This window comes from Pseudomonas sp. 20P_3.2_Bac5 (genome assembly GCF_025466035.1).
Lineage (GTDB): Bacteria > Pseudomonadota > Gammaproteobacteria > Pseudomonadales > Pseudomonadaceae > Aquipseudomonas.
The window spans coordinates 105,414-132,176 of record NZ_JANLOA010000066.1; the positions used below are offsets into that span (position 1 = coordinate 105,414).

Here is a 26,763-nt window from a genome sequence, read left to right on the forward strand (position 1 = left end):
CCACCATGCCACGCTTTGCCGCCAACCTGTCCATGCTGTTCACCGAACAGGACTTCCTGGCCCGTTTCAAGGCCGCCGCCGACGCGGGTTTCAGCGGGGTCGAATACCTCTTCCCTTACGACTACAGCTCGACCGAGATCAAGCAACTGCTCGACGCTCACGGCCTGACCCAGGTGCTGTTCAACCTGCCGGCCGGCGACTGGGCCAAGGGTGATCGCGGTATCGCCTGCGATCCGGCCCGGGTCGAGGAATTCCGCGCCGGTGTCGATCTCGCCATCGCCTACGCCAAGGTCCTGGGCAACACCCAGGTCAACGCCCTGGCCGGCATCCGCCCACAAGGCCCGGACTGCGCCACCGTACGCAAGACCTTCGTCGAAAACCTGCGCTTCGCCGCCGACAAGCTGAAGGCCGCCGGTATCAAGCTGGTCATGGAAATGATCAACACCCGCGACATCCCCGGCTTCTACCTGAACACCACCAAACAGGCCCTGGAAATCCAGGCTGAAGTGGGCAGCGACAACCTGTTCCTGCAGTACGACATCTACCACATGCAAATCATGGAAGGTGACCTGGCCCGTACCGTTGAAACCAACCTGGCCAAGATCAACCACATCCAGTTGGCCGACAACCCAGGCCGTCACGAACCGGGCACTGGCGAGATCAACTACCGCTTCCTGTTCGAGCACCTGGACCGTATCGGCTACCAGGGCTGGGTCGGCGCGGAATACAAGCCGAAGACCACCACCGAAGAAGGTCTGGGCTGGCTGAAGACGCATAACGCTATCTGAAAACGGCAATACCCCATCACCGTAGGAGCGAGCTTGCTCGCGATGACCTCAGCCGCGCCGACACCGTCGCCGGCTTCATCGCATTCGCGAGCACGCTCGTTCCTACGGGATGCGCGGCGCCCCCGATCAGAACTCAACAAATAAAAGAGGCAAATTCTCATGGCTAAAATCGGTTTCATCGGCACCGGCATCATGGGCCGCCCAATGGCGCAGAACCTGCAGAAAGCGGGTCACAGCCTGTTCCTGTCCACCCACCACGACGTCGCGCCAGCCGAGCTGATCGCCGCCGGTGCCGTGGCCCTGGCCAATCCGAAGGAAGTGGCCCAGGAAGCCGAATTCATCATCGTCATGGTGCCCGATACCCCACAGGTCGAAGCCGTCCTGTTCGGTGAAAACGGCGTCGCCGAAGGCGTTGGCCCGAACAAGGTGGTGATCGACATGAGCTCGATCTCGCCGACCGCCACCAAAGCCTTCGCCGAGAAGATCAAGGCCACTGGCGCTGCCTACCTCGACGCACCGGTTTCCGGCGGCGAAGTCGGTGCCAAGGCGGCGACCCTGAGCATCATGGTCGGCGGTTGCCCGAATGCCTTCGAACGCACCCTGCCGCTGTTCCAGGCCGTGGGCAAGAACATCACCCGCGTCGGTGGCAATGGTGATGGCCAGACCGCCAAGGTCGCCAACCAGATCATCGTTGCGCTGAACATCCAGGCCGTTGCCGAAGCCCTGCTGTTCGCCGCCAAGAACGGCGCCGATCCAGCCAAGGTGCGTGAAGCACTGATGGGCGGCTTCGCCTCCTCGAAGATCCTCGAAGTGCACGGCGAGCGCATGATCAAAGGCACCTTCGATCCGGGCTTCCGCATCAGCCTGCACCAGAAAGACCTGAACCTGGCCCTGCAAGGCGCCAAGGAATTGAACATCAACCTGCCCAACACCTCCAACGCCCAGCAAGTGTTCAGCACCTGCGCGGCCATCGGCGGTGCCAACTGGGACCACTCGGCGCTGATCAAAGGCCTGGAACACATGGCCAACTTCTCGATCCGCGACGACAAGTAAACACGCGCTGCACGCCGCGCGGCGAAGGGTCCGCGCATCGTTCCCTTCCACCCTCGTGGCTGGCAGTTGCAACCGCGCAACACCGCCCCTGGTTCAGCCTGCACGGAGGCCGTTCCAGGGGCGTTTTCGATTTTGAAGAACAATAAGATTTGGGAGCCTGAGATGTCGGTCGATCCGCAACAATTTCTCCGCGACCTGTTCGCCACGGCCATCGATGCCGCCCATCCGCGTCAGGTCCTTGAAGCACACCTGCCCAGCGACCGCACCGGTCGCGTCATCGTCATTGGCGCCGGTAAGGCCGCCGCAGCCATGGCCGAAGTGGTCGAACGTACCTGGCAAGGCGAAGTCCGCGGCCTGGTCGTGACCCGTTATGGCCACGGCGCCAGCTGCTCGAAGATCGAAGTGGTCGAAGCCGCCCACCCGGTCCCCGACGCCGCCGGCCTCGCCGTCGCCAAGCGCGTGCTGGAAATGGTCAGTGACCTCGGCGCCGACGACCGGGTGATCTTCCTGCTGTCCGGCGGCGGCTCCGCGCTGCTCGCCCTGCCCGCCGAGGGCCTGACCCTGGCGGACAAGCAACAGATCAACAAAGCCTTGCTCAAGTCCGGCGCCACCATCGGCGAGATGAACTGCGTGCGCAAGCACCTCTCGGCGATCAAGGGCGGCCGCCTGGCCAAGGCCTGCTGGCCGGCCACCGTCTACACCTACGCGATTTCCGATGTGCCGGGCGACCTCGCCACGGTCATCGCCTCCGGCCCCACCGTGGCCGACCCGAGCACCTCGGCCGAAGCGCTGGCGATCCTCAAGCGCTACAACATCGAGGCGCCAAAAGCGGTGATCGACTGGCTGAACAACCCCGCCTCGGAAACCGTCAAGGCCGATGACCCGGCCCTGGCCCGCAGCCATTTCCAACTGATCGCCCGGCCCCAGCAGTCGCTCGAAGCCGCCGCGGTGAAAGCCCGCCAGGCCGGCTTCAGCCCGCTGATCCTCGGCGACCTGGAAGGCGAGTCGCGGGAAGTGGCCAAGGTCCACGCCGGTATCGCCCGCCAGGTGGTGCTGCACGGCCAGCCGCTGCCGGCGCCTTGCGTGATTCTGTCCGGCGGTGAAACTACCGTGACCGTGCGCGGCAATGGCCGTGGTGGACGCAACGCCGAGTTCCTGCTGAGCCTCACCGAAAGCCTCAAGGGCCTGCCCGGCGTCTACGCGCTGGCCGGCGACACCGACGGCATCGACGGCTCGGAAGACAACGCCGGCGCCATCATGACCCCGGACAGCTACGCCCGCGCCCAGGCGCTGGGCCTGTCGGCCTCGGACGAGCTGGACAACAACAACGGCTACGGCTACTTCGCCGCGCTCGACGGGTTGATCGTCACCGAACCGACCCGCACCAACGTCAACGATTTTCGCGCCATCCTCATCCTTGAGACCGCTCAACATGACGCCTGACAAAAAAGCCAAGATTCTCGCCACCCTCGGCCCCGCGACCCAAGGCATCGACGACATCCGCCAACTGGTCGAGGCCGGGGTCAACATCTTCCGCCTCAACTTCAGCCACGGCGAGCATGCCGACCACGCCATGCGCTACCAGTGGATCCGCGAGGTGGAGAGCCAGCTCAACTACCCGCTGGGCATCCTCATGGACCTGCAAGGTCCGAAACTGCGCGTCGGCCGTCTGGCCGAGGGCAAGGTGCAACTGCAACGCGGCCAGGCCCTGCGCCTGGACCTCGACCCGACGCCGGGTGACGGCCAGCGCGTCAACCTGCCCCACCCGGAAATCATCGCCGCGCTGGAACCGGGCATGGACCTGCTGGTGGACGACGGGCGTCTGCGCCTGCGCGTGACCGCCAAGCATGCCGACGCCATCGACACCACGGTGCTCAATGGCGGCGAGCTGTCCGACCGCAAGGGCGTCAACGTCCCGCAGGCGGTGCTGGACCTCAGCCCGCTCACCCCAAAAGACCGTCGCGACCTGACCTTCGGCCTGGAACTGGGCGTGGACTGGGTGGCGCTGTCATTCGTGCAGCGTCCCGAAGACATCATCGAAGCCCGCCAGTTGATCGGCGACCGTGCCTTCCTCATGGCCAAGATCGAGAAGCCTTCCGCGGTGACCAAACTGCGCGAGATCGCCGAGCTGAGCGACGCGATCATGGTCGCCCGTGGTGACCTGGGCGTGGAAGTGCCGGCCGAGAGCGTGCCGCAGATCCAGAAAAACATCATCGCCACCTGCCGCCAGCTCGGCCGTCCGGTGGTGGTGGCAACGCAGATGCTCGAATCGATGCGCTTCTCCCCGGCGCCAACCCGCGCCGAAGTCACCGACGTCGCCAACGCCATCGGCGAAGGTGCCGATGCGGTGATGCTGTCGGCGGAAACCGCGTCCGGCGAATACCCGCTCGAAGCGGTGCAGATGATGAGCAAGATCATCCGCCAGGTGGAAAGCGGCCCGGACTACCAGACCCAGCTCGACGTTGGCCGGCCAAAAGCCGAAGCCACGGTGTCGGACGCCATCAGCTGCGCCATCCGCCGTATCAGCGGCATCCTGCCGGTGGCGGTGCTGGTGAACTACAGCGAGTCGGGCAACTCGACCCTGCGCACCTCCCGCGAGCGGCCACGGGCGCCGATCCTCAACCTGACGCCGAACCTGATTACCGCGCGGCGCCTGAGCGTGGTCTGGGGCGTGCACTCGGTGGTCAACGATCGCCTGCGCCAGGTCGACGAGGTGTGTTCCACCGCGCTGGAAATCGCCCAGGCCCAAGGCATGGCCAACCGTGGCGACACCTTGCTGATCACCGCCGGTGTGCCTTTTGGCCAGCCGGGATCGACTAACTCGCTGCGTATCGAAACCCTGCTTTGACGTCTTCGCGGGACAAGCCCGCGGCCGCCGATTCATCCGCGTGAATCTGTGGCCGCGGGCTTGCCTCGCGATCCAGGGCCCTAAAAAAGAAACACCCCTAAACCGTGGGACAAGACCCGCCCAAAGAGGCGACCCACTTCACTCAGACCTACTGCCATGTACACCAAAAATCTAGTTAACCCCTGCCCCGACTGGGCAACCGCCTTGCTCAACGGGTTCAGTCAGGTGCTGCTGCAGCGTAACCCGCTGTGCGGCCTGTGCTGCCTGCTGGCCATCCTTCTCACCGCCCCGCACCTGCTCGGCGGCGCGCTGCTGGGCGCCCTTTCCGGGTTGCTGGTGGCCCAGCGCCGCGGCTACGACCGCGCCGACCGCCAAGCCGGGCTCTACAGCTACAACGGCGTGCTGATCGGCCTGCTGTTCAGCTACCTGCTGCCGTGGTCATCGCTGCTCGCGCCGCTCATCATCGCCGCGGCCGGGCTCAGCAGCATGCTGGTGCACCAGTGGCTCAAGCGCGGTGGCTCCGTGCTGTTGCCGGCCTACACCTTGCCATTCGTACTGATCGGCTGGGCCTTGCTGGTCATCGCCGATCCGGCGGCGGTCGCCAATGCGCCGGTCCCGGCCAACCCGCTGGATGCGCTGGCGCGGGGGCTGGGACAGATCTTCCTGCTGGACCAGCCGTTGGCGGGCCTGCTGATTGCCCTGGGCTTGCTGCTGTCGGATCGCTATGCGGCGGCCTGGGCCTTTGTCGGCGCCGCCATTGGCGGCAGCGTCGCGCTGGTGGGCGGTGAAGCGACTGCGGCCTACATGGGGCTTTATGGCTTCAATGCCGCGCTGGCCGCCCTCGCCTTCAGCGGCACCCGCGCCCAGCCGTGGAAGCCGTTGCTGGCGATCATCCTGGCGATCGCTGTGCAGCCGCTGTTCAACCTGCTGCCGATTTCGGGGCTGACCGCGCCGTTCATCGTGGCGTGCTGGATGGTGCGGCTGGGTGGGTTTCGCAAGGTGAAGACAGTAGCTTTGGGCTGAGCTTCATGGCCTCATCGTCGGCAAAGCCGAGATGAGGCCATGAAAACTTGCACAACTCCCGGCCAGCCCCCTAGGCTTCCCGGCACCACCCGCCTGGAACACATCCCCTCATGAACACCCCTCAGAGCCTGCGCCAGCAGCTCTACGTCATCATCTTCCAAACCGACACCGTCGCCGGCCGCCGCTTCGATACCGCCCTGCTGCTGATCATCCTCGCCAGCCTGGTCATCGTGATCCTGGACAGCATCGACGAAGTTCACCAGAGCTACGCCGGGCTGCTGGCCGGGATCGAGTGGGGCTTCACCGCCGTGTTCCTGGTCGAATACCTGATGCGCCTGTACTGCTCGCCCAAGCCGCTGCGCTACGCCTTCAGTTTCTACGGGCTGGTGGACCTGCTGGCGATCGTGCCGGGGATCATCGCCCTGTATTACAGCGACGCCCAGTACCTGCTGATCATCCGGGTCATCCGCATGCTGCGGATCTTCCGCGTGCTCAAGCTCAGCCCGTACCTCAAGCAGGCCCATTACCTGCTCGACGCCCTGCGCGGCAGCAAGCAGAAGATCATCGTGTTCCTGGTCAGCGTCTCGACCCTGGTCACGGTGTTCGGCACCCTGATGTACGTCGTCGAAGGTCCCGAGCACGGCTTCACCAGCATTCCCAAGGGCATCTACTGGGCCATCGTCACCCTCACCACGGTGGGTTTCGGCGATATCGTGCCGAAGACGCCGCTGGGCCAGGTCATTTCTTCGCTGGTGATGATCACCGGTTACTCGATCATCGCCGTGCCCACAGGTATCTTTACCGCCGAACTGGCCAACGCGATGCGCGGCGAACAGTTGCGTCACGACTGCCCGGTGTGCCGCAAGAACAGCCACGAACATGGCGCGGCCTTCTGCTCGCGCTGTGGCAACGCGTTGTTCAGGAAAGAGGAATAAGCAAAGCAGCTTTTAATCTTTTTGTGCCTAAGGCGCTTTGGCTATAGTCGCTGGCACAATGCCGTCAATTAACTCCAACAAGGAATGCACAGTGAAAAAACTCTTCAGTGCCTCGCTGCTGGCCGCGAGCCTGGCCGTGGGCAGCTTCGCCCAGGCCGCCCCGGCCCCACTGCTGAACGTCTCCTACGACGTGATGCGTGATTTCTACAAGGACTACAACGCCGCGTTCCAGAAGCACTGGGAAGCCGAGCACAAAGAGAAGATCACCGTGCAGATGTCCTTCGGCGGTTCGAGCAAGCAAGCGCGCTCGGTCATCGACGGCCTGCCTGCCGATGTCATCACCATGAACATGGCCACCGACATCAACGCCCTCGCCGACAACGGCCAACTGGTGCCGAACGACTGGGTCACCCGCCTGCCGAACCACAGCGCGCCGTTCACCTCGGCCACTGTGTTCATCGTCCGCAAGGGCAACCCGAAGACCCTGAAAGACTGGCCCGACCTGCTCAAGGACGGCGTTCAGGTGATCGTGCCCAACCCGAAGACTTCGGGTAACGGCCGCTACACCTACCTGTCGGCCTGGGGTTATGTGCTGAAAAACGGCGGCGACGAGAACAAGGCCAAGGACTTCGTCGGCAAGCTGTTCAAGCAGGCGCCGGTGCTGGACACCGGTGGCCGTGCCGCCACCACCACCTTCATGACCAACCAGATCGGCGACGTGCTGGTGACCTTCGAGAACGAAGCCGAGATGATCGCCCGCGAATTCGGTCGTGATCAGTTCGAAGTGATCTACCCGAGCGTCTCCGCCGAAGCCGAGCCGCCAGTGAGCGTGGTGGACAAGGTGGTCGACAAGAAAGGCAGCCGCGCTACCGCCGAGGCCTACCTGAAATACCTGTGGTCGCCGGAAGCCCAGGAAATCGCCGCCAACAACTACCTGCGCCCGCGTGACCCGGCGATCCTCGCCAAGTACACCGACCGCTTCCCGAAAGTCGACTTCCTCTCCGTCGAGAAAACCTTTGGTGACTGGCGCACCGTGCAGAAGACCCACTTCAATGACGGTGGCATCTTCGACCAGATCTATACCGGCAAGTAATCGGTAGTCAGGGGCCTGTCTTCAGGCCCCCTCCCTAATTCCTCGCAGTAATCCCCCGCCGATCATTGTCTACCCTTTCCGTCACCCCCCGGCCGAAGGAGTAGCCCGTGTTCCGATCCGTACTCATGCTGCTGTTCTGCGCCCTGCTCGGTTCCTCCGCGCTGGCCGCCGGACCGCTGTCCACCCTCACCGAAGAAAAACCCGCCGAATCCGAACCCGTGGTTCAGGGTGGGTTGCTCGGCACCCTTGCCAGTGGGCTGGACGATGTCTCCCAGGAACTGAACATCGACCACCACCTGCTCGATGCCTGGCGCCTGCGCACCGACCGGGCGGCCAAGGAGGTGGATCAACTGGTCACCCGCCATGACGCCGGCGACCTGATGGAAATGACCTGGGATTTCCTGATGCTCACCGCCACCTGGGCCGCCGTATTTGCCCTGCTCGGCTACCTCGGGCGGCTCGCCGCGCGGGCCAGCCAGGGCTCCCGACTGCTGCGCAATCGCCCCCGACCACAAAAGCTGCTGGGCTACCTGTTGCCCTACACGCTGCCCGCCATCATCAGCCTGCCCGCCGCGCTGTTCGTCGCCCGCCAGTTGGACCCCTCGGTGGGCCGCGCCCTGGGCATGAGCCTGGCCTACGCCACCAGCAGCGGTATTTTCTCGACCACCATCATCCTGTGCCTGATCACCCTCTTCGATGTCGGCCACAAACGCACGGCGGTGCGGATCATTCGTGAGGCGGCGCCGCGTCCGCTGTTTCTGATCGGTTTCCTCGCCGCCTGGAGCGACGCCCTGACGAGCCCGCAAATCGCCCGCCAACTGGGCGGCAACCTGACCAGCAGTATCGCCGTGGTAACGGGCCTGCTGGCCACCCTGGCCTTTGCGGTAGTGGTACTGCGCTCACGCCGCCCGGTGGCGCACCTGATCCGCAACCGCAGCCTCAAGGACCGCCTGCAACACCGCGCCGTGCAGGAAACCCTGCGGATTTTCTCGGCCATCTGGTACTTGCCGATCCTGATGATGATCATGGTCTCGGCCATCAACCTGATCGGCGCGGGCGAAGAAAGCCAGCGCGCCTTGCAGAAAGCCCTGCTGACCACCGTGCTGTTGATCGGCAGTGTGTTCCTGAGCATCACCCTGCAGCACTTCCTCAACCCGCCGCGCAACCCGGAACAACGCCTGCGGCCCTACAAGGAATTGCTCTTCAGCCTCGCCCACGCCTTGTTGCGCATCGCCATGGCGGTGATCTTCATCGAACTGCTGGGACGGATCTGGGGCTTCTCGGTGCTGGACTTCGCCCTGCGCAACAGCTTCGGCCGGGCCATCAGCGACTCGCTGAGCAGCATCGGCCTGATCCTGCTGGTGACCTGGCTGCTCTGGGTGGTGATCGACACCGCGATCCAGGAAGCGCTGAAACCTGCACCCGGCCGCCGCGCCACACGCCAGCCCAGCACCCGCACGCGGACCATCCTGCCGATGCTGCGCAACGCCATCAAAGTGGTGCTGGTGGTGATCTGCACCATCACCACCATGGCTAACCTGGGGATCAACGTCGCGCCGTTTCTCGCCGGTGCCGGGGTGGTCGGCCTGGCCATCGGTTTCGGTTCGCAGCAACTGGTGCAGGACGTGATCACCGGGCTGTTCATCCTGATTGAAGACACCATCGCCATCGGCGACTGGGTGGTGCTCGACTCGGGCCACGCCGGCACGGTGGAAAGCCTGACCATCCGCACCCTGCGCCTGCGCGACGGCAAAGGGTTCGTGCATTCGGTGCCGTTCGGCCAGATCAAGGCGGTCACCAACCAGTCACGGCAGTTCGCCTACGCGTTCTTCTCGGTGCAGTTCAGCTATGAGACGGATGTGGACACGGCGCTGAAGCTGATCCGCGAAGTGGGCCAGTCGATCAGCGAAGACCCGATCCTGCGGCACAGCCTGCAAGGGCCATTGCAGGTGTTCGGGGTCGACAGCATGAACCTCAACGGCATGACCCTGACCGCGCAATTCCGCACCACCTCGGGCGGGCAGTACGCGGTGAACCGGGCGTTCAATGAGCGGCTGAAGAAATTGGTGGACCAGACGGACGATGTGAGTTTCGCCCAGTACAACCCGGTGCCGGCCAGGGTTGGGGATCCGGCTCAGTAGGTTTTTGGAAGCCTCATCGCTGCGGTTCGGCACTCCGACAAGCCAGCGATGAGGCCCCGACAGTCACCGAAAAACCAAAGCCTTCAACCCACCCGCCACATCCGCATCCGGAAACTCCGGCGGATTCTCCAACCGCTCGACAAACGTCAACTGCGGCGCCTGCTCGGCCATCCCCTGGATCAAGAACTCCGGCCCGATTGCCGGATCATTGACACACGCCAGCACCGTGCCGCCCTCGGTCAACAGCTCCGGCAGGCGCCGCAGGATCTTCGCGTAGTCCTGGGTCAGGGCGAAGCTGCCCTTCTGGAAGGTCGGCGGGTCGATGATGATCAGGTCGTACGGGCCGCCTTTGCGCACCTTGCCCCAGGACTTGAACAGCTCGTGGCCGAGAAAACCGACCCGCGCCAGGTCATGGCCATTGAGCCGGTGATTGTCCCGCCCCCGCGACAACGCCGCCCGGGACATGTCCAGGTTGACCACCTGCTCAGCGCCGCCAGCGATCGCCGCCACCGAGAAACCGCAGGTGTAGGCGAACAGGTTCAGCACCCGCTTGCCCGCCGCCTGCTCGCGCACCCAGCGCCGGCCGTAACGCATATCGAGGAACAGGCCGCTGTTCTGCTTCAGGCCCAGGTCCAGTTGATAACGCAGGCCGTCTTCGTCGATCACCCGGGTTTCGCAGGCTTCGCCCAACAGCCACTGACCAGGGCTTTCCGGCAGATAGCGGTGCTGGATCAACACCGCCCCGCCCGGCCAATCCGTGCTGGCGGCGAGTGTTCGCAACAGGTTTTCCAGTTCGGCCAACTGACCTTCAGGCGGCTCGCGGAACAGCGATACCAGCAGCACGCCCTGCAGCCAGTCCACCGTGATCTGCTCCAACCCCGGCCAGCAGCGCCCGCGCCCGTGGAACAGCCGCCGGGTTTCGGTCGGCGGCGGGTTCAGGGCGGTGAGCAGGTGTTGATGCAGGGTGTCGATGGCAGCGGTCATGGCGGGCAGTCGTTGAGCTAAAGCGGCGTATTCTACGCCCTCGCGCCGCGCCCGCGGGTGGCGGATTTGAACCACCAGCCCCGCTGCATCCCCGCGGCCGCCAGCAGGATCGCCGCCACGCCCAGCCATTGCAGCGGTTGCAGGCGATGACCGAAGGCGACCCAGTCCACCAGGATCGCGGCGATCGGGTAGATGAACGACAAGGCGCCGGTCAGCGCGGTGGGCAATTTCTGGATCGCGCCGTACAGCAACACATACATCAGGCCGGTGTGGACGATCCCCAGGGTCACCAGGCTACCCAGCTCCGCGCGCCCATCGGGCAGCCCGCCCAGGTTGGCGAACGGCGCCAGCAACAGGATGCCGGTGGTTACTTGAATCAACGCGATCAGGTGCGGCGGCGTGCCGCTCAGGCGCTTGATGACCAGCGCCGCCACCGCATAGAGAAAGGCCGCGCCCAGAGCCAGGGCGATGCCCAGCAGGTACTCGCCGCCGCTCTCACCCTGGCTGCCGTGGGCGCTGACGATCGCCAGCATCCCGGCAAACGACACCCCTAGCCAGAACAGCTTGGGCACGGTGATTTTCTCGCCGAGGAACACCGCCGCCAGCCCCACCAGCATGAACGGCTGGACGTTGTACACCGCCGTGCCGATGGCGATGGACGCCCGCGAATAGGAGGCGAACAACAGCACCCAGTTACCGACGATGGCCACCCCGCTCAGCACCGCCAGGGCGAACGTGGCGCGGGTGAGAATGCCCGGGCGGAGAAAGCCCATGGCCGCGCAGATCAGCAACAAGGTGCCGGCGCCGAACACGCAGCGCCAGAACACCACATCCAGCACCGGTTGCCCGGACACCAGCACAAACCAGCCAATGGTCCCGGAAATCAACATGGCCCCAATCATTTCCAGCGAACCGCGACGTATCGAACTGTCCATCACTCACCTCCGGGAATATGTGACAAAGTATGCCGAGGGTGCGCGAGGCCATTCCATGGGATTAATCAGGCTGAAACCGGCACCGACCTTTTTTATCAAGGTGATTTCCCGTAATCGCCTAACGAGGGAATTTTCATGACCGATGCCATCGACCAACTGCTGCTCAACGCCCTGATGGAAGATTCGCGGCGCTCGCTCAAGGCGCTGGCGAGCCTGACCGGGCTGTCCGCGCCCAGCGTCAGCGAACGCCTGCGCCGCCTGGAAGAACGCGGCGTGCTCAAGGGCTACACCGTCGAAGTCGACCCACGCAGCTTCGGCTACCAGTTGCAGGCCATCGTGCGCATTCGTCCGCTGCCGGGGCAATTGCATGAAGTGGAACGGCAGATCGTCGCCATCCCGGAGTTCACCGAATGCGACAAGGTCACCGGTGACGACTGCTTTATCGCCCGCCTGCACGTGCGCTCGATGGAGCAGCTCGACACCCTGCTGGACAAGCTCAACAGCCACGCCGAAACCAGCACCGCGATCGTCAAGAAGACCCCGGTAAAACGGCGCCTGCCGCCGATGGATTGAGGGCTCCGCGTACGGCGGCGATCAGACAAGGCCAGGCAGTTCCAGCGCGGGCGGTCCTCCGGCAAGGATCCGCGCCAGCAGTTGTCCACTGCCGCAGGCGAGGGTGAACCCCAGAGCGCCATGGCCAAGGTTCAACCACAGATTGCGGTACGGGCTCGCCCCCAGCAGCGGCACCCCGGTCGGCGTGGCCGGGCGCATGCCGGCCCATTCCTGCCCGTGGGCGTAGTAACCGGCGTCGGGAAAACTCGCGGCGGCCTGGCGCCGCAGGCTGGCGATGCGCAGCGGGTCCGGTGTTTCATCGAAACCGACGATGTCCACCATGGCCGCCACCCGCAGTTGCTGGTCGATGCGGGCGTAGACGATCTTGCGGTCGTAGTCGGTGACACTCACCTGGGGCGCACGCGCGCCGACCGGCACGGTCAGGCTGTAGCCCTTGAGCGGATACACCGGCAGGCGCAGCCCGGGCAGACCCAACTGCGCGGCACGATAGCCGGCGCAGAGCACTAGGTTCTCCACCGCCAGCACTTCGTCACCCAACTCCAGCGCCTGGACCACACCCTTGCTGTGACGGATCTTGCTGACGCGCTGGCCCAAGCGGAAATGGCAACGCCCCGAGGCCCGCAAGCGCGCCGCCAAGGCGAGGCAGAAGCGGTGACAATCTCATCGGCACCGAGTGCTTGCTGGTGGTCCGCATCGAACCGCTGGCGGGCCTGGGCGAAGCTGGCGGGATCGCGGAACACCACCAGCTTGCCATTGCGCCGCCAGGCAAAACCGTCCAGGCCATCTTCTTCGCGCCAGCTCGCCAGGGTGTCCTGACTGTGCAGCGCCAGCCGCAGCAGCCGCGCGGCATTGACGCGGTTGACCGAGCCCCGGCACGCGGCCATGAACGCCAGCAGCCAGCGCCACTGCGCCGGGTCCATGCGCGGGCGCAGGCGCAACGGCGAATCGCCGCGCAACATCCAGCCGAGCGCGTGCCACGGCACACCGGCATCCGCCAGTGGCGCGACATAGCGATAAGAAAGTTGTCCGCCGTTGGCGAAGCTGGCGCCGCTGGCCAGCGCTTCACCGGCCTCGATCAGCTCCACCGCGAAACCTTCGCGCACCAACGCGTAGGCCGTGGCCAGGCCGATCACACCGCCGCCGATGACTGTTACCCGACTCGTCATGCCCGCAATCCATTTGCCGAAACGGGGCTCAGAGTAAGACGAGCAACAAGCAGGAACAAGAAAAGCCAAAACCCGTAGGAGCGAGCTTGCTCGCGAATGACCGCGCGCTCACCAAAAATCTACCGCACCGCCAACCCGGAAGACTCAACCGCCTGCCCCGGACACTGCACATCCCCACCATCCAGCCCCTGCTTCACATTGCGACTGAGCATCGTCGCCTTGCCATCGCGCCAGGTCAGGGTCAGCACGTACAGCGAATCGAAGTCGCTGTTTTCCCAGTCCTCGGTAATCACCCGCTTCTCACCCAGGGCCTTGCCGGCCACGGTGTTGATCAGTTCGGGCAGGTAGCCGTGGGACCAGGCGGTGTACACCGTGGCATTGCGGTACTTGTTGCTCAGCAGTTCGCTGGCCAGGGCGCTGGTGTCATTGGCGCCATACTCGATGTTCACCGGCAGGCCGAGCTTGATGGCGCTGGGGCTGATGGTCATCAGCGGGCGCAGGTAACTGTAGCTGTCGTCATTGGCGCCTTCTTCCACTTCGCGGGTGGGGTTGGCGGCGAAGACGTAATCGGCCTTGCCGAATTTTTCCGGTAACAGCGTGGCGAGGTCGAGGGCGCGATTCAGGCCCTGGCAGTTGAGTTGGCCGAGACCTTCACCGGGCTTTTCGGCGTGGCGCAGGAAGACCAGCGTCTGGGTGCCGTCCACCGGTTTGGCGAAGCTGTCGAAGGTGGTGAAACCGAGAAGGGCCGCGCCAGCGGCGAGCACGGTGCAGAACAGGACCTGGCGGCGGAAAGGAAGCGTCACGGGCAACTTCATGATGAACCCTTGGCGGAAAGAATCGGGATTGACCCGTCAGTGCTGCCCCGCGGCCGAAGCCGCGGGGCATCCCTGTCTGTCGTTCCTTCCGTGGAAACGGGCGTCCTTTGAGAGTGCAATAAGCCCGATTGGTTCTGTCCCTGGGTGCTTATCCGTAAGCAGGATTGAATGTAGGTCCTGGCTGTTACGGAATTAAGACGATGCCTCAACCGCGATAAACCATTTCGGCTTCACGCGTCCGAAATCTACCCGATGGTTGGTTTTGAGGGCTTTTTGAAGTATCTGACTTCTTCAGTCGTCGCGGGTCAGCACTTCCAGCAGTTCGATCTCGAACCGCAGGTCGGAACCCGGCGGGATCGACCCCATGCTGCGTTCGCCATAACCCAGGTGCGCCGGCACGAACAGCGTGCGCTTGCCGCCGACTTTCATCCCCATCAGGCCCTGGTCCCAGCCCTTGATCACACGGCCGGTGCCGATCACGCACTGGAACGGCTTGCCGCGCTGGTGGGACGAATCGAACACGCTGCCGTCGGCCAGCGTGCCGGTGTAATGGGTGGTGATCAGGGCGCCCTTGACCACTTCCTTGCCGTCGCCCAACTGGACGTCGGTGATTTGCAGTTCGCCGCTCATAGTGACCTCGTTCAAGCGCGGTAATCGTAGCCGCAGCCTTTTCGCAGGATTGCCGCGGATTTGCAAGGAGCAGGCGGCCATTGGCTATCGGTCTTACACAGGCTAGCCTGAGTCAGACATCCACCTACAGGCGGCAGGGCACGACATGAGCAAGGAGCTATGCAAGGAGCTGGGGATCAGTGAAGACCTGTTGCTGGCGCGGGGGTTTGTCGCCTATCCCGAAGCGCGGGTGCTGGCGATTGCCGAAATCAACGCCGACGAGCGCCGTTTCGAACTGGAGCCAGACGCGGCCGCGGCCTGGAAGCGGATGAAGGCTGACGCCGCGGCCGCCGGGGTCGAGTTGTGGCTGATGTCGGCCTACCGCAGCGTCACCTACCAGGCCAATCTCATCCGCGCCAAACTCAAGCGCGGCCAATCACTCGAGCAGATCCTCGCTGTCAACGCCCCGCCCGGCTACAGCGAACACCATACCGGCCGGGCGATCGACATCAATTCGCTGGACATCGACTTCGAACACAGCCGCGCCTACCAGTGGCTGACCCACCATGGGCACAGGTTCGACTTCCATTTGTCCTACCCGCGAAACAACCCGCTGGGCTATCAGTTCGAGCCGTGGCACTGGTGCTACGGCACGACCTTGCTGGCGATCAACTGAACTGCGCGATGACCTCGGCGCCGGTCATGTTGTGGGTCGGGTTGGAGAAGCAGTAGAAGGCCGGTTTTTCATCGACGTAGACCTGCAGGTCGAAGGTCCAGGCCGTGTCGCCATCGAGGACGCCGACCGGGACCGCGTCGAAGCCACCGGCCTTGAGGCGGTAGAACAGATGGGTGCCGCAGCTTGGGCAGAAACCGCGCTGGGCCCAGTCGGAAGAATCGTAGACCGCGGGTTGGGCGCCGCTGAACTGCAGGGGCTGCGTGCTGTGCGCCACCAGCAGCGGACCGCCGCTCCACTTGCGGCACATGCTGCAATGGCAGGCGCTGACGCGGGTTTCATCGAGGGTGACGGAGAGCTGGATGGCGCCGCAGAGGCAGGTGCCGTGGTGGGTTGGCATAACGGGGCTCCTTGCGTTTATGAGGTGGCGGGTGAGTCTAGCAGCGGGGATGGCGGCGCTGTGCTTGATCTGAACTCCCTAAGCAGTCACCGGCGTCAACACCGGCTCCCCGGCAAAAAACGCCTGCAGATTCTTCAGCACCAGCGCCACCGTATCCCGCGCCGCCTCAGGCGACTGCCCGGCCACATGGGGCGTCAGCACCACGTTGGGCAGCGCTTTGAGTGCATCCGGCACATTCGGCTCGTCATCGAACACATCCAGCGCCGCGCCGGCAATCCGCCGCTCACGCAACGCCGCAACCATATCCGCCGTGGACACCACACTGGCCCGGGCAATGTTCACCAGGAACCCCTCCGGCCCCAGCGCATCCAGCACCGCGCTGTCCACCAGTTGCCGGGTATTGGCACCACCAGGCGTGGCGACGATCAGAAAGTCCGACTCCCGCGCCAGCGCCAGCGGGCTGTCGCAGTACGAATAGGCCACGTCGTCCCGCCGGGAACGGTTGTGATAGCTCACCTGCATATCGAACCCGAGTGCGCCGCGCCGGGCGATTGCCAGCCCCACCGCGCCCAGCCCGAGAATGCCCAGGCGCTTGCCCGAGATCGACGGGCTGATCACCCGGTTCCAGTGCCCCTGACGGGTGCTGGCATCGGCCTGGGGAATATTGCGCACCGCGGCGAACAGCAAGGCCATGGCGTGATCGGCCACCGCCGCGGCATTGGCGCCGGCGCCATTGGTGACAGTGATGCCCCGCGCGGCAGCAGCGGCCAGGTCGACCTGCTCGTAGCCAGCACCGATCACGCAGATGATTTGCAAGGCCGGCAAGGCGGCGATTTCGTCAGCAGACAAGCCCAGCGGGCCGCGGGTCAGCACCGCGTCGATCTCGCCGCCGTGGCGCGCGATGGCCTCGGCGCGCAAGGCCGGGGTCTGCGCGCGAATCAGGTGATAACCGTGGTGTTCCAGCAGGGGCAGGTAGTCGTCGACCGTCTCGACCAGCACCAATACCGTCTTTGTCATTTCAGGCTCCCAGGCATTTCAGCGAGCCCGCATTATGCTCCGGTCACTGGCCAAAAGCCCGTCCCAGACCGCCAGGCACCCCGCTGCTGTCGGTGTCCTGCCACGGGCCATCAGCGCTGGTCGCCCAGGTCCAGCCGTTGTTCCAGCGGTAGTAGGTGCGCTGGCGGTAGAAGGTGTTGGTCTTGCCCTCCAGCACGTAGACGCCCAGGCGCGGGTCCCAATGGCTGGCGCCTCCCGGTGGCGGGGCGAAGCTGGCGGAGGTGCGCGGCATGGGTTTCTGCGATGGGGTGACCGGCTTGGTCGGGACTGGCTTGGTCGGGCCCGGTTTGATCACCGGGCCTGGCGGGGGTGTGGTCTGGATCGGCGGCAGCGGCTCGCGCTCGGGCTGATGCACCGTACATGCGCTGAGCCCCAGGGCCAGTGAAATCAGGGTCAGGCGTACGGTGCTGTTCATGAGGGCGCTCTCTTACGGGTCCGGGCTGTCGATGGTCAGGTGTTGCGGCGCCTCGGTGCTGGTAGCCAGCGGTGAACCGCTGCCGATCCACTCACCCTTGGTGGGCTGGCCGGAGCGTGAGATGCGCGCCACAAGTTGGACTTCGGCGAAGCTCGACAGTTTCATGTTCGGCATCATCGCGTCGCTGTCGCTCAGCTCCACCTCGATGGGCAACTGCGCGACGGTGACCCGCTTGGCCGCCAGCGGCATCGGCGGGCCGGAGGCGGCGCGGGCGAAGATGAACACGGTGTCGTCCGGCTTGACCTTGTCTTTCAGCGCCGCCGCCAGCTCGACCCGCACGGTCAGTTTGGCGCCGCTGGCCGTAGTGGCCGGTGCGGACGCCTTGCCTTCGCCGGCCGCCAGTTTTTCCTTGGCCTTGTCGATGCCGCCCAGCAGCGCGGTGCGCGAGGCGTCGCCTTCAGGCAGTTGCACCAGCAGGCGGTTCCAGTAATCGACCGCTTCCTGGTAGCGCTCGCCCTCGAAGGCGGCGATGCCCAGCAGGCCGAGGCTGGTGACTTCATTCGGGTCGGCTTTCAGGGCTTCATCGGTGATCGCCTGGAACTGCGGCGTCCACTGCTTGTTGTTGGCGAAATACAGCGCCTGCGCCCATTGGCCGAGCAGTTCCGGCTGACGGCCAGCCACGCCGACGGCGCGTTCGAAGGCCTTGGCCGCGTCCGCTGGACGCTCTTGGGCCATGTAGGCGCGGCCGAGGAAGTACAGGCCCTCGGCATTCTCGGGCTGGGCGGCGACGGCACGTTCCAGGCGCGAGGTCATGTCGTCCAGGGATTGCGGCGCCTGGGCGAATTCCTGGGCCAGTTCCACCTTGTCGCTGGAACCGAAATGCAGGTACAGCCCGACCGCCATCAGCGGCACCAGAAACGCCGCCACCAACGGCAACGCCTTGCCCAGCCGGGCACTGCGGGTCGGCTCGGCGTTGTCGGTGTCGGCCAGCAGTTCGCGGGCCGCTTCGTCACGGCCACGGGCCAGTTGGTCGGCGTTGAGCACGCCCTCCTCGCCCTGGGCCTGCAACTCGGCGACACGCTCCTGGTACAGGGCGACGTTCAGGGCGGTACGGTCTTCTTCCTGCTGCGCACGACGGCCACGCAACACCGGAATCAGCAAAAAGCTCAGGGCTACCAGCAACAGCAGGCCTGACGCGAGCCAGAAATCAGTCATGGGTCTGTTCTTTGTCCAGCAGTTTGGCGAGGCGCTCACGCTCCTCGGGAGAAAGGTCGGCCGAACCAGCGGCCGCCGGTACGCGGCGTTTGCGGACGATCACCACCAGCACGCCGAAGCCACCGGCGAGCAGCAGCGCCGGACCGAACCAGAGCAGCCAGGTGCGGGCGGTCAGGGCCGGCTTGTAGCGAACGAAGTCGCCGTAGCGATCGACCATGAAATCGACGATCTGCTGGTTGCTCTTGCCTTCGCCGAGCATGCGGAAGATTTCCCGGCGCAGGTCGGCGGCGATGGGGGCGTTGGAGTCGGCGATGTCCTGGTTCTGGCACTTGGGGCAGCGCAGTTCCTTGGTCAGCTCGCGGTAACGCTCGCGTTCGGCCTCGTCGGCGAACTGGTAGGTATCGATTGCCGCCTTGGCCACGCCGCACAGGCTCAAGCCGAGAACGGTGGCTGCCAGCCAGCGCTTCATGGCCGGGCCTCGTCGACCAGGCCCTGATACAGCGGCGCCAGTTGCTCGCGCCAGACGGTTTCATCGATCACGCCGACGAACTTATGGCGGATGATGCCTTCGGCGTCGATCAGGAAGGTTTCCGGCGCGCCGTACACACCCAGGTCCAGGCCCAGGGTGCCCTGCTCGTCACGGATATCCAGTTGATAGGGGTTGTGGAACTCGGCCAGCCATTTCAGCGCGGCGGCATTGTCGTCCTTGTAGTTGACGCCGTAGATCACCACGCCCTGCTCGGCCAGTTTGTTCAGCACCGGGTGCTCGACCCGGCAGGACACGCACCAGGTGCCCCAGACGTTGACCAGCGCCGGCTTGCCGTGCAGGTCGTTCTGGGTCAGGGTGCGGTCGCCCTGCACGTTGGGCAGCGAGAACGCCGGGAACGGCTTGTCGATCATCGCCGACGGCAGCTCGGCCGGGTCCAGGTACAGGCCACGGTAGAGGAACACCGCCACCAGCAGAAACACCGCCAGCGGCAGCACCATGATCCAACGCTTCATGCAGTTGCTCCTTCCAGGCCGAGTACGTCACGTACCTTGCTCTTGACCTTGATCCGATAACGCCGGTCCAGCGCCGCCAGCAAACCACCAAGGCCGGTCAGCAGACCACCCAGCCAGATCCAGCGCACGAACGGCTTGACGTGTACCCGCACCGCCCACGCACCGTTTTCCAGCGGTTCGCCGAGGGCGACGTACAGATCGCGGGTGAAACCGGCGTCGATGCCGGCCTCGGTCATCATCGACTGCTGCACGGTGTACAGGCGTTTTTCCGGGTGCAGCACGCTGATTTCGCGGCCGTCCTGGAGCACGCGCACGGTGCCTTTGTCGGAGGTGAAGTTCGGCCCTTCGAAGTGCTTGGCGCCTTCGAAGACGAACTGGTAACCAGCCAGTTCCACCGACTCGCCCGGCGCCAGGCGCAGGTCACGTTCGGCACTGTTGTTGCTCGACAGCACCACGCCCAGGGCGCAAACCGCCAGCCCCAGGTGCGCGACGTGCATGCCCCAATAGCTGCGGTTCAAGCCACGCACGCCTTTGAGCAGCCCTTTGTGACGGGTCTTGTCGAAGATGTCGCGCACGCCGCCGAGGACAATCCACGCCGCCAGGGCGAAGGTGGTCAGCACCGCCCAGTCGAAATCATCCACCAGCAGGCCGCAGATCGGCGCCAGCACGGCACTGCCGATCAGCACCGGAGTCAGCATGCCCGCCAGCCAGCGCACCGGGGTGTCTTTCCAGCGCACCAGCACGCCCACCGTCATGACCACCATCAGCAGCGCCATCAACGGGATGAACAGCGCGTCGAAGTACGGCGGGCCGACCGACAGCTTGGCGCCGGTCAGGGCGTCGAGCACCAGCGGATACAGGGTGCCGAGCAGGATCATCGACGCCGCCACCACCAGCACCAGATTGTTGGCCAGCAGCAATGTCTCGCGGGACCACAGGGCAAAGCCGACCTGGCTCTTGACCACCGGCGCGCGCAGGGCGAACAGGGTCAGCGAGCCGCCGACCACAAAGAGCAGGAAGAACAGGATGAACACACCGCGCTCGGGGTCCGAGGCGAAGGCGTGCACCGACGTCAGCACGCCGGAACGGACCAGGAAGGTGCCAAGCAGGCTCAGGGAGAACGCCGCGATGGCCAGCAACACGGTCCAGCTCTTGAACACGCCGCGCTTTTCCGTCACCGCCAGCGAGTGGATCAGCGCGGTGCCCACCAGCCAGGGCATGAACGAGGCGTTTTCCACCGGGTCCCAGAACCACCAGCCGCCCCAGCCGAGTTCGTAGTAGGCCCACCACGAACCGAGGGTGATGCCGATGCCGAGGAAGGCCCAGGCGACGATGGTCCACGGCCGCGACCAGCGCGCCCAGGCGGCGTCGAGACGACCGCCGAGCAACGCGGCGATGGCGAAGGCGAAGGCCACCGAGAAACCGACGTAGCCCATGTACAGCATCGGCGGGTGAACGATCAGGCCGATGTCCTGCAGCAGCGGGTTGAGGTCGCGGCCGTCGCCCGGCACCTGCGGCAGCAGGCGCATGAACGGGTTGGAGGTGACGATCAGGAACGACAGGAAGCCGACGCTGATCATGCCCATCACCGCCAGTACGCGGGCGAGCATCACTTGCGGCAATTGCCGGGAGAAGATCGACACGGCGAAGGTCCAGCCGCCGAGGATCAGCGCCCAGAGCAGCAGCGAACCTTCGTGGGCGCCCCACACCGCGCTGAACTTGTAGTACCAGGGCAAGGCGCTGTTGGAGTTGCTGGCGACATAGGCGACCGAGAAGTTGTCGGTCATGAAGGCATGGGTCAGGCAGGCGAAGGCGAAGGCGAGGAAGGCGAACTGGCCCCAGGCCGCCGGCCGCGCCAGGCTCATCCACAGGCTGTCGCCGCGCCAGGCGCCGAGCAGCGGGACGCTGGCCTGCACGCAGGCGAAGCAGATGGCCAGGATCATCGACAACTGGCCGAGTTCGGGAATGATCAGCGAAGCGTTCATTGCGCAGGTGCTCCAGAGGCCGTCTGCCCGCTTTCCTTGAGGGCCTTGGTAACTTCCGGCGGCATGTATTTCTCGTCGTGCTTGGCCAGCACTTCATCGGCCACCACCACGCCGTCGGCGTTCAGTTTGCCCAGGGCGACGATGCCCTGGCCTTCGCGGAACAGGTCGGGAAGGATGCCGCGGTAGGTAATCGGCACGGACTTGGCGAAGTCGGTGACCACGAAACGCACATCCAGCGAGTCGCTGGAACGCTGCACCGAGCCCTTCTCGACCATGCCGCCGGCGCGGATGCGGGTATCCAGCGGCGCTTCGCCGTTGGCGATCTGGGTCGGGGTGTAGAACAGGTTGATGTTTTCCTGCAGCGCGCTGAGGGCCAGGCCCACGGCGACACCGAGGCCGGCGAGCAGGCCGAGGATGATGAACAGGCGCTTCTTGCGTAGCGGATTCACTTGGCGTTCTCCCGGCGCAGACGGCGCGCCTCTGCTTGCAGGTAACGGCGCCGTGCCAGCAGCGGCGAAGCGACGTTGACGGCCAGTACCAGCAGGCAGATGCCATAGGCAGACCAGACATAAAGGCCGTGACGGCCCATGGCGAGAAACTCGCCGAAGGATGCAAAGCTCATCGTGCGTTCCCCAGGCTATTGAGCACTTCTTCCCGGACCCAGCTTGCGCGAGCTTCGCGCTTGAGCACTTCGAGGCGCATGCGCACCAGCAGCACGGCGCCGAAGAAACAGTAGAAACCGAGCACGGTCAGCAGCAGCGGCAGCCACATTTCCACCGGCATCGCCGGTTTCTCGGTGATGGTGAAGGTGGCGCCCTGGTGCAGGGTATTCCACCACTCCACCGAGTACTTGATGATCGGGATGTTGATCACCCCGACGATGGCCAGCACCGCGCAGGCCTTGGCCGAGCTCTCACGATTGCTGATCGCGTGGCCGAGGGCAATGAGACCGAAGTACAGGAAAAGGAGGATGAGCATGGACGTCAGGCGGGCATCCCAGACCCAGTAGCTGCCCCAGGTCGGCTTGCCCCAGATGGCGCCGGTGACCAGCGCCAGCGCGGTCATCCAGGCGCCGATGGGCGCGGCGCTCTGCAGGGCGACGTCGGCGATCTTCATCTTCCAGACCATGCCAACCACCCCGGCCACCGCCAGCATGACGTAGCAGGACTGCGCCAGCATCGCCGCCGGCACATGGATGTAGATGATCCGGAAACTATCGCCTTGCTGGTAATCCTGCGGCGCGAACGCCAGGCCCCAGATCACGCCGGTGCCGATCAGCAGCACCGCGGCGATGGCAAGCCAGGGCAGCATGCGGCCACTGATGCCGTAGAACCATTTGGGAGAACCGAGCTTGTGAAACCATGTCCAGCTTATTGCGCTGCTTTTCATCACGGTACATCCAGGGTCTTTGCTGGGCGTGGCCCAGACCTCATTATTCGCCGACGCTGATTTTCAGGCCGGCGGCTATTGCGAAAGGTGCAAGGGTGATTGCCAGGGCGGCCAGACTACCGAGCCAGAGCAGGTATCCGGTTGCAGGCATAGCTTGCACTGCTGCTTGTAAGGCGCCACTGCCCAGGATCAACACCGGGATATATAACGGCAGAATCAGTAGCGCCAGAAGCAGACCACCTCGTTTCAATCCGACGGTCAGGGCCGCACCCACGGCACCCAACAGGCTCAGCACCGGAGTGCCGAGCAAGAGTGATGCCAGCAGGACCGGGAGACATTCCACGGGCAATCCGAGCATCACCGCCAGAAGCGGCGACAACAATACCAGTGCCAGCCCGGAAAAAACCCAGTGTGCCAGCACCTTGGCCAGTACCAGTAGGGGCAACGGGTGCGGCGAAAGGACCCACTGTTCGAGCGATCCGTCCTCGAAATCACTGCGAAACAGCCCGTCCAGCGAGAGCAGGACGGCCAAAAGTGCAGCCACCCAGACTAACCCTGGAGACAAGTTTTGCAACAATTGTGTCTCAGGACCGACCGCAAGTGGAAACAATGCGATGACGATCGCGAAAAAAACCAGCGGATTGGCCAGCTCCGCCGGACGGCGGCAGAGCAGTCGGGCTTCGCGACGTAACAACAGGACAAATACACTCATGCGGCCCACCGCCCCAGGTTGATATCACGGTAACCGGACGGCGTGCGTTCCAGCGTGTGGTGGGTGGTCAACACGACCATGCCGCCCTCCTCGCAGTGCCGCGCCAGGTGCGCTTCGAGCTGGGCGACGCCTTGTTTGTCGAGGGCGGTGAAGGGTTCGTCGAGGATCCACAGCGGCGGGCTGTCCAGGTAGAGCCGGGCCAGCGCCACGCGGCGCTGCTGACCAGCGGACAGGGTGTGACAGGCAACGTCCTCGAAACCGCGCAGGCCCACCGCTTCCAGCGCCTGCCAGATGGCGTCGCGGCTGGCGGGGCGGTGCAGGGCGCAGAGCCAGGTGAGGTTTTCTTCCGGGGTGAGCAGGTCCTTGATCCCGGCCGCATGGCCGATCCACACCAGGGAGCGGGCCAGTTCCGTGCCCTGCCCGGCCAGCGGCTTGCCGTTGAGCAGCACCTCGCCATGGGTCGGTTGCATCAGGCCGGCCAGCAGGCGCAGCAGGCTGGTCTTGCCGCTGCCGTTGGGACCGCTGATCTGCAGCATGTCGCCGGCCGACACCTGCAATTCGAGGTGTTCGAAGAGCATCCGCCAGTCGCGCTCGCAGGCCAGGCCCACGGCTTGGAGTTGAGGAGTCACAGATTCGCCTTATGGTTTCGCAGACTGTCTCAAGTCGGTACAGGCCTGGCCGTTATAGTGGCAACGAAAACCTGGCCGACCGGTCTGGTCGCGAGCGCCGCCGGATCCTGCGCTCGCGGAAGAAATCGGCCGGCATTATACATGCCATGTCCTACTGTAAAGAGGGCTATTTGAACAGGTCGCAACGCGAATGACAGGCGAAATAAACAGCCTTGGCCCACAGGTTCCCGCCAATGCGCAGGTGCGTGCCGCGGCAATGACCGGCGAGCTGGTAAAGCTGGTGGAAGCCCAGCCCGATCTGGTGCCCGCCGGCGAAACGACCAAGGGCGAAGTGCTGTCGCTGCGTCAGGTAGGCCAGGAGTTTCAGTTGCTCCTGCGCCTGATGCAGGCCAACGGCCAACAAGTGACGGTGCAGACCACCGCCAACCAGCCGCTGGCCCAGGGCAGCCAGTTACTGGTCAGCCAGCCGACCTCGAACCAGTTGAGCCTGACGCTGCAACAGGCCATCGCCAGCAATGTCGCCACCCTCACCCGCCTCGACAGCCGTGAATTCCCGGAAGGCACGCTGGTGCAGGGCAAGGTGCTGACCACCCAGTTGCAGCCGCAGACCGGTAACCTGCCAGCGGTCTACCGCTCATTGGTCAGCCTGCTCAATACCGCCCAGGCGGGCTCGACCCTGGCCATCGACTCCCCTCGCCCGCTGCCGCTGGGCAGCCTGCTCAGCGCGCGGGTGCAGGGCGACCAGGCGCTGAGCTTCGTGCCCCTGAGCGGGCGACAGGATCAGATGGCCATTGCCCAGAACCTCAGCGCCCAGCAAAACCGCCAGGCCTCGCTGCAGGGCATGCTCGCGGCCATGCAGCGCATCGCCAGCGACGACGGCCAGCCGGAGCAGGTGCGCACAGCGGTGGACAAGCTGCTCGCCAGCCTGCCGGATGTCCGCCAGTTCAGCGACACCCGCCAGGTGGCCCAGGCCCTCAGCAACAGCGGCTCGTTCCTTGAAGCGCGGCTGTTCAACGGCGCCACCGGCCAATTGGCGCCCGACCTCAAGGCGCAGATGGTGCGGCTGGTGGCACAACTGCTGCCCAACGTGCCGGGCGGCACCCTGTTCAGCCCGAGCACGGCAGCGATCGTGGCCCAGGCCCTGCCGGGCATGGTGCGCAGCGCCCTCGGCGCCCTTGGCCAGGTAGCCCCGAAACCGCACCCTGGCAGCTTCCCGCTGCCCACCCGGCTGTTGCAGAACCTTGAAGAAGAAGGCGACCTGCAACACCTGTTGCGCCTCGCCGCCGCGGCCATTTCGCGGGTGCAGAGCCATCAACTGGCAAGCCTGGAACAAACCGGCACCACCGCCGACGGCAACCTGCAAACCACCTGGCAACTGGAAATCCCCCTGCGCACCGGCCCGGAATTCATGCCGATGCAGGTCAAGGTGCAGCGCGAAGAAACCAAGGAACAACAGGCCGATCCCGAACGCGAGCGGCGTGATCCGCTGGAAATGCTCTGGCGTGTCGAGCTGGCGTTCGACCTGCACCCGCTGGGGCCCTTGCAGGTCCAGGCGCAGATCACCCAGGGCAACCTGTCCAGCCAGCTCTGGGCAGAACTGCCGGCCACCGCGCAACTGATCGAAAGCCAATTGGGCGACCTGCGTGCGCGATTGGTGGCACGTGGCGTCAACGTCAGCGAATTGCACTGCCACCAGGGCGTACCGCCGCTGGGGCCGCGCACGCATCTGGAACAACGCTGGGTGGATGAAAACGCATGAGCAAGAAAACACCCCGCCAAGCGATTGCCCTGAACTACGACGGCGCCCGCGCCCCGACCCTGACGGCCAAGGGCGACGACGAACTGGCGGAAGCGATCCTGGCGATCGCCCGCGAGCACGAAGTGCCGATCTACGAGAATGCCGAGCTGGTGAGGTTGCTGGCGCGCATGGAACTGGGCGACAGCATTCCGGAAGCGCTGTACCTGACCATTGCCGAGATCATCGCGTTTGCCTGGCAATTGAAGGGCAAGATGCCGGTGGGGTTCAACGACGAGGGGCCGGTGGAACGGGATATCACACCGGATTTGAAGCGATTGCCCGGGCCTCGATGAGCGGGCATGGATTCATCGCAGCATCGGTATCCAAACTCTCGCAGGCAATCGCAAACCGTCAGCCGCTTGCGATCCGCTCCCACAGTTCGCGATGACCTGACGCCTTGGGCTCGCCCTCGAGAGATGTAGATGCCTATGCTCATCGCTGGCAAGCCAGCTCACACAGGATTTTCGGGGCTGACACAACACCTGTGGGAGCCGGCTTGCCGGCGATGAGTCCCCAAAACGCGACA

27 protein-coding genes and 2 pseudogenes are annotated in these 26,763 nt (G+C 64.8%); 12 read left to right on the forward strand and 17 right to left on the reverse strand.

The features are described from left to right. The first annotated feature begins 5 nt into the window (after positions 1–5). The 8 genes from hyi (at position 6) to NTD88_RS11640 (ending at position 9,881) form a co-directional block, all read left to right on the forward strand. Entirely contained in the window at positions 6–788 is a 783-nt protein-coding gene (gene hyi, locus NTD88_RS11605) for a hydroxypyruvate isomerase (RefSeq protein WP_095157017.1), read from the forward strand. A 159-nt stretch (positions 789–947) separates the two neighbouring features. Next, positions 948–1,841 (forward strand): 2-hydroxy-3-oxopropionate reductase, encoded by an 894-nt coding sequence (locus tag NTD88_RS11610; protein ID WP_095157016.1) that lies wholly within the window; start codon positions 948–950, stop codon positions 1,839–1,841. A 162-nt stretch (positions 1,842–2,003) separates the two neighbouring features. Next, positions 2,004–3,284, forward strand: coding sequence for a glycerate kinase (locus NTD88_RS11615; RefSeq protein ID WP_262129497.1), 1,281 nt, complete (start codon positions 2,004–2,006; stop codon positions 3,282–3,284). Further along, positions 3,274–4,689 carry a pyruvate kinase gene (pyk, locus tag NTD88_RS11620; RefSeq protein WP_262156120.1) on the forward strand — a complete coding sequence of 472 codons (1,416 nt, stop codon included), beginning with the start codon at positions 3,274–3,276 and terminating at the stop codon, positions 4,687–4,689. Before NTD88_RS11615 ends, pyk begins: the two co-directional genes overlap by 11 nt. Positions 4,690–4,845: 156 nt before the next feature. Beyond that, positions 4,846–5,712 (forward strand): urea transporter, encoded by an 867-nt coding sequence (locus NTD88_RS11625; protein ID WP_262156121.1) that lies wholly within the window; start codon positions 4,846–4,848, stop codon positions 5,710–5,712. Positions 5,713–5,822: 110 nt separating this feature from the next. Continuing rightward, the gene (locus tag NTD88_RS11630) at positions 5,823–6,647 is read left to right on the forward strand and encodes an ion transporter (RefSeq protein ID WP_262156122.1); all 825 of its coding nucleotides are present in this window, start codon (positions 5,823–5,825) and stop codon (positions 6,645–6,647) included. Positions 6,648–6,738: 91 nt separating this feature from the next. Further along, the gene (locus NTD88_RS11635) at positions 6,739–7,740 is read left to right on the forward strand and encodes a sulfate ABC transporter substrate-binding protein (protein ID WP_095157011.1); all 1,002 of its coding nucleotides are present in this window, start codon (positions 6,739–6,741) and stop codon (positions 7,738–7,740) included. Positions 7,741–7,865: 125 nt separating this feature from the next. After that, positions 7,866–9,881, forward strand: coding sequence for a mechanosensitive ion channel family protein (locus tag NTD88_RS11640; RefSeq protein ID WP_256587798.1), 2,016 nt, complete (start codon positions 7,866–7,868; stop codon positions 9,879–9,881). A gap of 63 nt (positions 9,882–9,944) precedes the next feature. Here the strand turns inward: NTD88_RS11640 and NTD88_RS11645 are convergent, their stop codons facing one another. After that, a complete protein-coding gene (locus NTD88_RS11645) occupies positions 9,945–10,865 on the reverse strand; it encodes a class I SAM-dependent methyltransferase (protein ID WP_262156123.1) in 921 nt (306 codons plus the stop codon). A gap of 39 nt (positions 10,866–10,904) precedes the next feature. After that, positions 10,905–11,800 (reverse strand): annotated as a pseudogene (locus NTD88_RS11650) (DMT family transporter); the annotation flags it as partial. 135 nt (positions 11,801–11,935) lie between these two features. Here NTD88_RS11650 and NTD88_RS11655 point away from each other — a divergent pair. Further along, complete coding sequence (locus tag NTD88_RS11655; protein ID WP_262129490.1) at positions 11,936–12,373, forward strand: Lrp/AsnC family transcriptional regulator; 438 nt, start codon at positions 11,936–11,938, stop codon at positions 12,371–12,373. Positions 12,374–12,394: 21 nt separating this feature from the next. Here the strand turns inward: NTD88_RS11655 and NTD88_RS11660 are convergent. The 3 genes and pseudogenes from NTD88_RS11660 to NTD88_RS11675 form a co-directional block, all read right to left on the reverse strand. Beyond that, positions 12,395–13,539 (reverse strand): annotated as a pseudogene (locus NTD88_RS11660) (FAD-dependent oxidoreductase). 119 nt (positions 13,540–13,658) lie between these two features. Continuing rightward, positions 13,659–14,354 carry a histidine phosphatase family protein gene (locus NTD88_RS11670; protein WP_262156126.1) on the reverse strand — a complete coding sequence of 232 codons (696 nt, stop codon included), beginning with the start codon at positions 14,352–14,354 and terminating at the stop codon, positions 13,659–13,661. Positions 14,355–14,645: 291 nt separating this feature from the next. Then, positions 14,646–14,984 carry an FKBP-type peptidyl-prolyl cis-trans isomerase gene (locus NTD88_RS11675; RefSeq protein WP_095157004.1) on the reverse strand — a complete coding sequence of 113 codons (339 nt, stop codon included), beginning with the start codon at positions 14,982–14,984 and terminating at the stop codon, positions 14,646–14,648. Between the two features lie 145 nt (positions 14,985–15,129). On the opposite strand from NTD88_RS11675, the gene NTD88_RS11680 reads away from it, so the two are divergent. After that, the gene (locus NTD88_RS11680; RefSeq protein WP_262156127.1) at positions 15,130–15,639 is read left to right on the forward strand and encodes a D-alanyl-D-alanine carboxypeptidase family protein; all 510 of its coding nucleotides are present in this window, start codon (positions 15,130–15,132) and stop codon (positions 15,637–15,639) included. Here the strand turns inward: NTD88_RS11680 and NTD88_RS11685 are convergent. The 12 genes from NTD88_RS11685 to ccmA all read right to left on the reverse strand — a co-directional run bounded on the left by NTD88_RS11685 (position 15,632) and on the right by ccmA (position 24,439). Beyond that, positions 15,632–16,036: a GFA family protein gene (locus NTD88_RS11685; RefSeq protein ID WP_095157002.1), complete on the reverse strand. Its 405-nt coding sequence runs from the start codon at positions 16,034–16,036 to the stop codon at positions 15,632–15,634. The genes NTD88_RS11680 and NTD88_RS11685 overlap by 8 nt on opposite strands. A gap of 78 nt (positions 16,037–16,114) precedes the next feature. Beyond that, positions 16,115–17,053, reverse strand: coding sequence for a 2-hydroxyacid dehydrogenase (locus NTD88_RS11690; RefSeq protein ID WP_095157001.1), 939 nt, complete (start codon positions 17,051–17,053; stop codon positions 16,115–16,117). A 43-nt stretch (positions 17,054–17,096) separates the two neighbouring features. Continuing rightward, positions 17,097–17,507 (reverse strand): hypothetical protein, encoded by a 411-nt coding sequence (locus NTD88_RS11695; protein WP_095157000.1) that lies wholly within the window; start codon positions 17,505–17,507, stop codon positions 17,097–17,099. Positions 17,508–17,519: 12 nt separating this feature from the next. Next, positions 17,520–18,722 (reverse strand): c-type cytochrome biogenesis protein CcmI, encoded by a 1,203-nt coding sequence (gene ccmI, locus NTD88_RS11700; RefSeq protein WP_262156130.1) that lies wholly within the window; start codon positions 18,720–18,722, stop codon positions 17,520–17,522. Then, on the reverse strand, positions 18,715–19,191 hold the full coding sequence (locus tag NTD88_RS11705) for a cytochrome c-type biogenesis protein (protein WP_262156131.1): 477 nt from the start codon (positions 19,189–19,191) through the stop codon (positions 18,715–18,717). The genes ccmI and NTD88_RS11705 overlap by 8 nt, the downstream gene beginning before the upstream one ends. Next, positions 19,188–19,724, reverse strand: a complete 537-nt coding sequence (locus NTD88_RS11710) for a DsbE family thiol:disulfide interchange protein (RefSeq protein ID WP_095156997.1) — start codon at positions 19,722–19,724, stop codon at positions 19,188–19,190. Before NTD88_RS11710 ends, NTD88_RS11705 begins: the two co-directional genes overlap by 4 nt. Beyond that, a complete protein-coding gene (locus NTD88_RS11715; RefSeq protein WP_177454445.1) occupies positions 19,721–21,694 on the reverse strand; it encodes a heme lyase CcmF/NrfE family subunit in 1,974 nt (657 codons plus the stop codon). Before NTD88_RS11715 ends, NTD88_RS11710 begins: the two co-directional genes overlap by 4 nt. An 11-nt stretch (positions 21,695–21,705) precedes the next feature. After that, entirely contained in the window at positions 21,706–22,158 is a 453-nt protein-coding gene (gene ccmE, locus NTD88_RS11720; RefSeq protein WP_095156995.1) for a cytochrome c maturation protein CcmE, read from the reverse strand. Then, a complete protein-coding gene (gene ccmD / locus NTD88_RS11725) occupies positions 22,155–22,331 on the reverse strand; it encodes a heme exporter protein CcmD (protein WP_095156994.1) in 177 nt (58 codons plus the stop codon). The genes ccmE and ccmD overlap by 4 nt, the downstream gene beginning before the upstream one ends. After that, a complete protein-coding gene (locus NTD88_RS11730) occupies positions 22,328–23,098 on the reverse strand; it encodes a heme ABC transporter permease (protein WP_262156132.1) in 771 nt (256 codons plus the stop codon). Before NTD88_RS11730 ends, ccmD begins: the two co-directional genes overlap by 4 nt. 43 nt (positions 23,099–23,141) lie before the next feature. After that, on the reverse strand, positions 23,142–23,810 hold the full coding sequence (ccmB, locus tag NTD88_RS11735; RefSeq protein WP_095156992.1) for a heme exporter protein CcmB: 669 nt from the start codon (positions 23,808–23,810) through the stop codon (positions 23,142–23,144). Then, positions 23,807–24,439, reverse strand: a complete 633-nt coding sequence (ccmA, locus tag NTD88_RS11740) for a cytochrome c biogenesis heme-transporting ATPase CcmA (protein WP_262156133.1) — start codon at positions 24,437–24,439, stop codon at positions 23,807–23,809. The genes ccmB and ccmA overlap by 4 nt, the downstream gene beginning before the upstream one ends. A 190-nt stretch (positions 24,440–24,629) precedes the next feature. Here ccmA and NTD88_RS11745 point away from each other — a divergent pair, with 190 nt between their 5' ends. Further along, positions 24,630–26,198: a flagellar hook-length control protein FliK gene (locus NTD88_RS11745; RefSeq protein ID WP_095156990.1), complete on the forward strand. Its 1,569-nt coding sequence runs from the start codon at positions 24,630–24,632 to the stop codon at positions 26,196–26,198. Further along, positions 26,195–26,530 carry an EscU/YscU/HrcU family type III secretion system export apparatus switch protein gene (locus tag NTD88_RS11750; RefSeq protein WP_095156989.1) on the forward strand — a complete coding sequence of 112 codons (336 nt, stop codon included), beginning with the start codon at positions 26,195–26,197 and terminating at the stop codon, positions 26,528–26,530. Before NTD88_RS11745 ends, NTD88_RS11750 begins: the two co-directional genes overlap by 4 nt. Positions 26,531–26,763: the final 233 nt, after the last annotated feature.

Bases quoted from the DNA above. Each gene is read 5' to 3' on its own strand.
- hyi (WP_095157017.1), top strand. From the start codon at position 6: ATGCCACGCTTTGCCGCCAACCTGTCCATGCTGTTCACCGAACAGGAC.
- NTD88_RS11610 (WP_095157016.1), top strand. From the start codon at position 948: ATGGCTAAAATCGGTTTCATCGGCACCGGCATCATGGGCCGCCCAATG.
- NTD88_RS11615 (WP_262129497.1), top strand. From the start codon at position 2,004: ATGTCGGTCGATCCGCAACAATTTCTCCGCGACCTGTTCGCCACGGCC.
- pyk (WP_262156120.1), top strand. From the start codon at position 3,274: ATGACGCCTGACAAAAAAGCCAAGATTCTCGCCACCCTCGGCCCCGCG.
- NTD88_RS11625 (WP_262156121.1), top strand. From the start codon at position 4,846: ATGTACACCAAAAATCTAGTTAACCCCTGCCCCGACTGGGCAACCGCC.
- NTD88_RS11630 (WP_262156122.1), top strand. From the start codon at position 5,823: ATGAACACCCCTCAGAGCCTGCGCCAGCAGCTCTACGTCATCATCTTC.
- NTD88_RS11640 (WP_256587798.1), top strand. From the start codon at position 7,866: ATGCTGCTGTTCTGCGCCCTGCTCGGTTCCTCCGCGCTGGCCGCCGGA.
- NTD88_RS11645 (WP_262156123.1), bottom strand. From the start codon at position 10,865: ATGACCGCTGCCATCGACACCCTGCATCAACACCTGCTCACCGCCCTG.
- NTD88_RS11655 (WP_262129490.1), top strand. From the start codon at position 11,936: ATGACCGATGCCATCGACCAACTGCTGCTCAACGCCCTGATGGAAGAT.
- NTD88_RS11670 (WP_262156126.1), bottom strand. From the start codon at position 14,354: ATGAAGTTGCCCGTGACGCTTCCTTTCCGCCGCCAGGTCCTGTTCTGC.
- NTD88_RS11675 (WP_095157004.1), bottom strand. From the start codon at position 14,984: ATGAGCGGCGAACTGCAAATCACCGACGTCCAGTTGGGCGACGGCAAG.
- NTD88_RS11680 (WP_262156127.1), top strand. From the start codon at position 15,130: ATGAGCAAGGAGCTATGCAAGGAGCTGGGGATCAGTGAAGACCTGTTG.
- NTD88_RS11685 (WP_095157002.1), bottom strand. From the start codon at position 16,036: ATGCCAACCCACCACGGCACCTGCCTCTGCGGCGCCATCCAGCTCTCC.
- NTD88_RS11690 (WP_095157001.1), bottom strand. From the start codon at position 17,053: ATGACAAAGACGGTATTGGTGCTGGTCGAGACGGTCGACGACTACCTG.
- NTD88_RS11695 (WP_095157000.1), bottom strand. From the start codon at position 17,507: ATGAACAGCACCGTACGCCTGACCCTGATTTCACTGGCCCTGGGGCTC.
- ccmI (WP_262156130.1), bottom strand. From the start codon at position 18,722: ATGACTGATTTCTGGCTCGCGTCAGGCCTGCTGTTGCTGGTAGCCCTG.
- NTD88_RS11705 (WP_262156131.1), bottom strand. From the start codon at position 19,191: ATGAAGCGCTGGCTGGCAGCCACCGTTCTCGGCTTGAGCCTGTGCGGC.
- NTD88_RS11710 (WP_095156997.1), bottom strand. From the start codon at position 19,724: ATGAAGCGTTGGATCATGGTGCTGCCGCTGGCGGTGTTTCTGCTGGTG.
- ccmD (WP_095156994.1), bottom strand. From the start codon at position 22,331: ATGAGCTTTGCATCCTTCGGCGAGTTTCTCGCCATGGGCCGTCACGGC.
- NTD88_RS11730 (WP_262156132.1), bottom strand. From the start codon at position 23,098: ATGAAAAGCAGCGCAATAAGCTGGACATGGTTTCACAAGCTCGGTTCT.
- ccmB (WP_095156992.1), bottom strand. From the start codon at position 23,810: ATGAGTGTATTTGTCCTGTTGTTACGTCGCGAAGCCCGACTGCTCTGC.
- NTD88_RS11745 (WP_095156990.1), top strand. From the start codon at position 24,630: ATGACAGGCGAAATAAACAGCCTTGGCCCACAGGTTCCCGCCAATGCG.
- NTD88_RS11750 (WP_095156989.1), top strand. From the start codon at position 26,195: ATGAGCAAGAAAACACCCCGCCAAGCGATTGCCCTGAACTACGACGGC.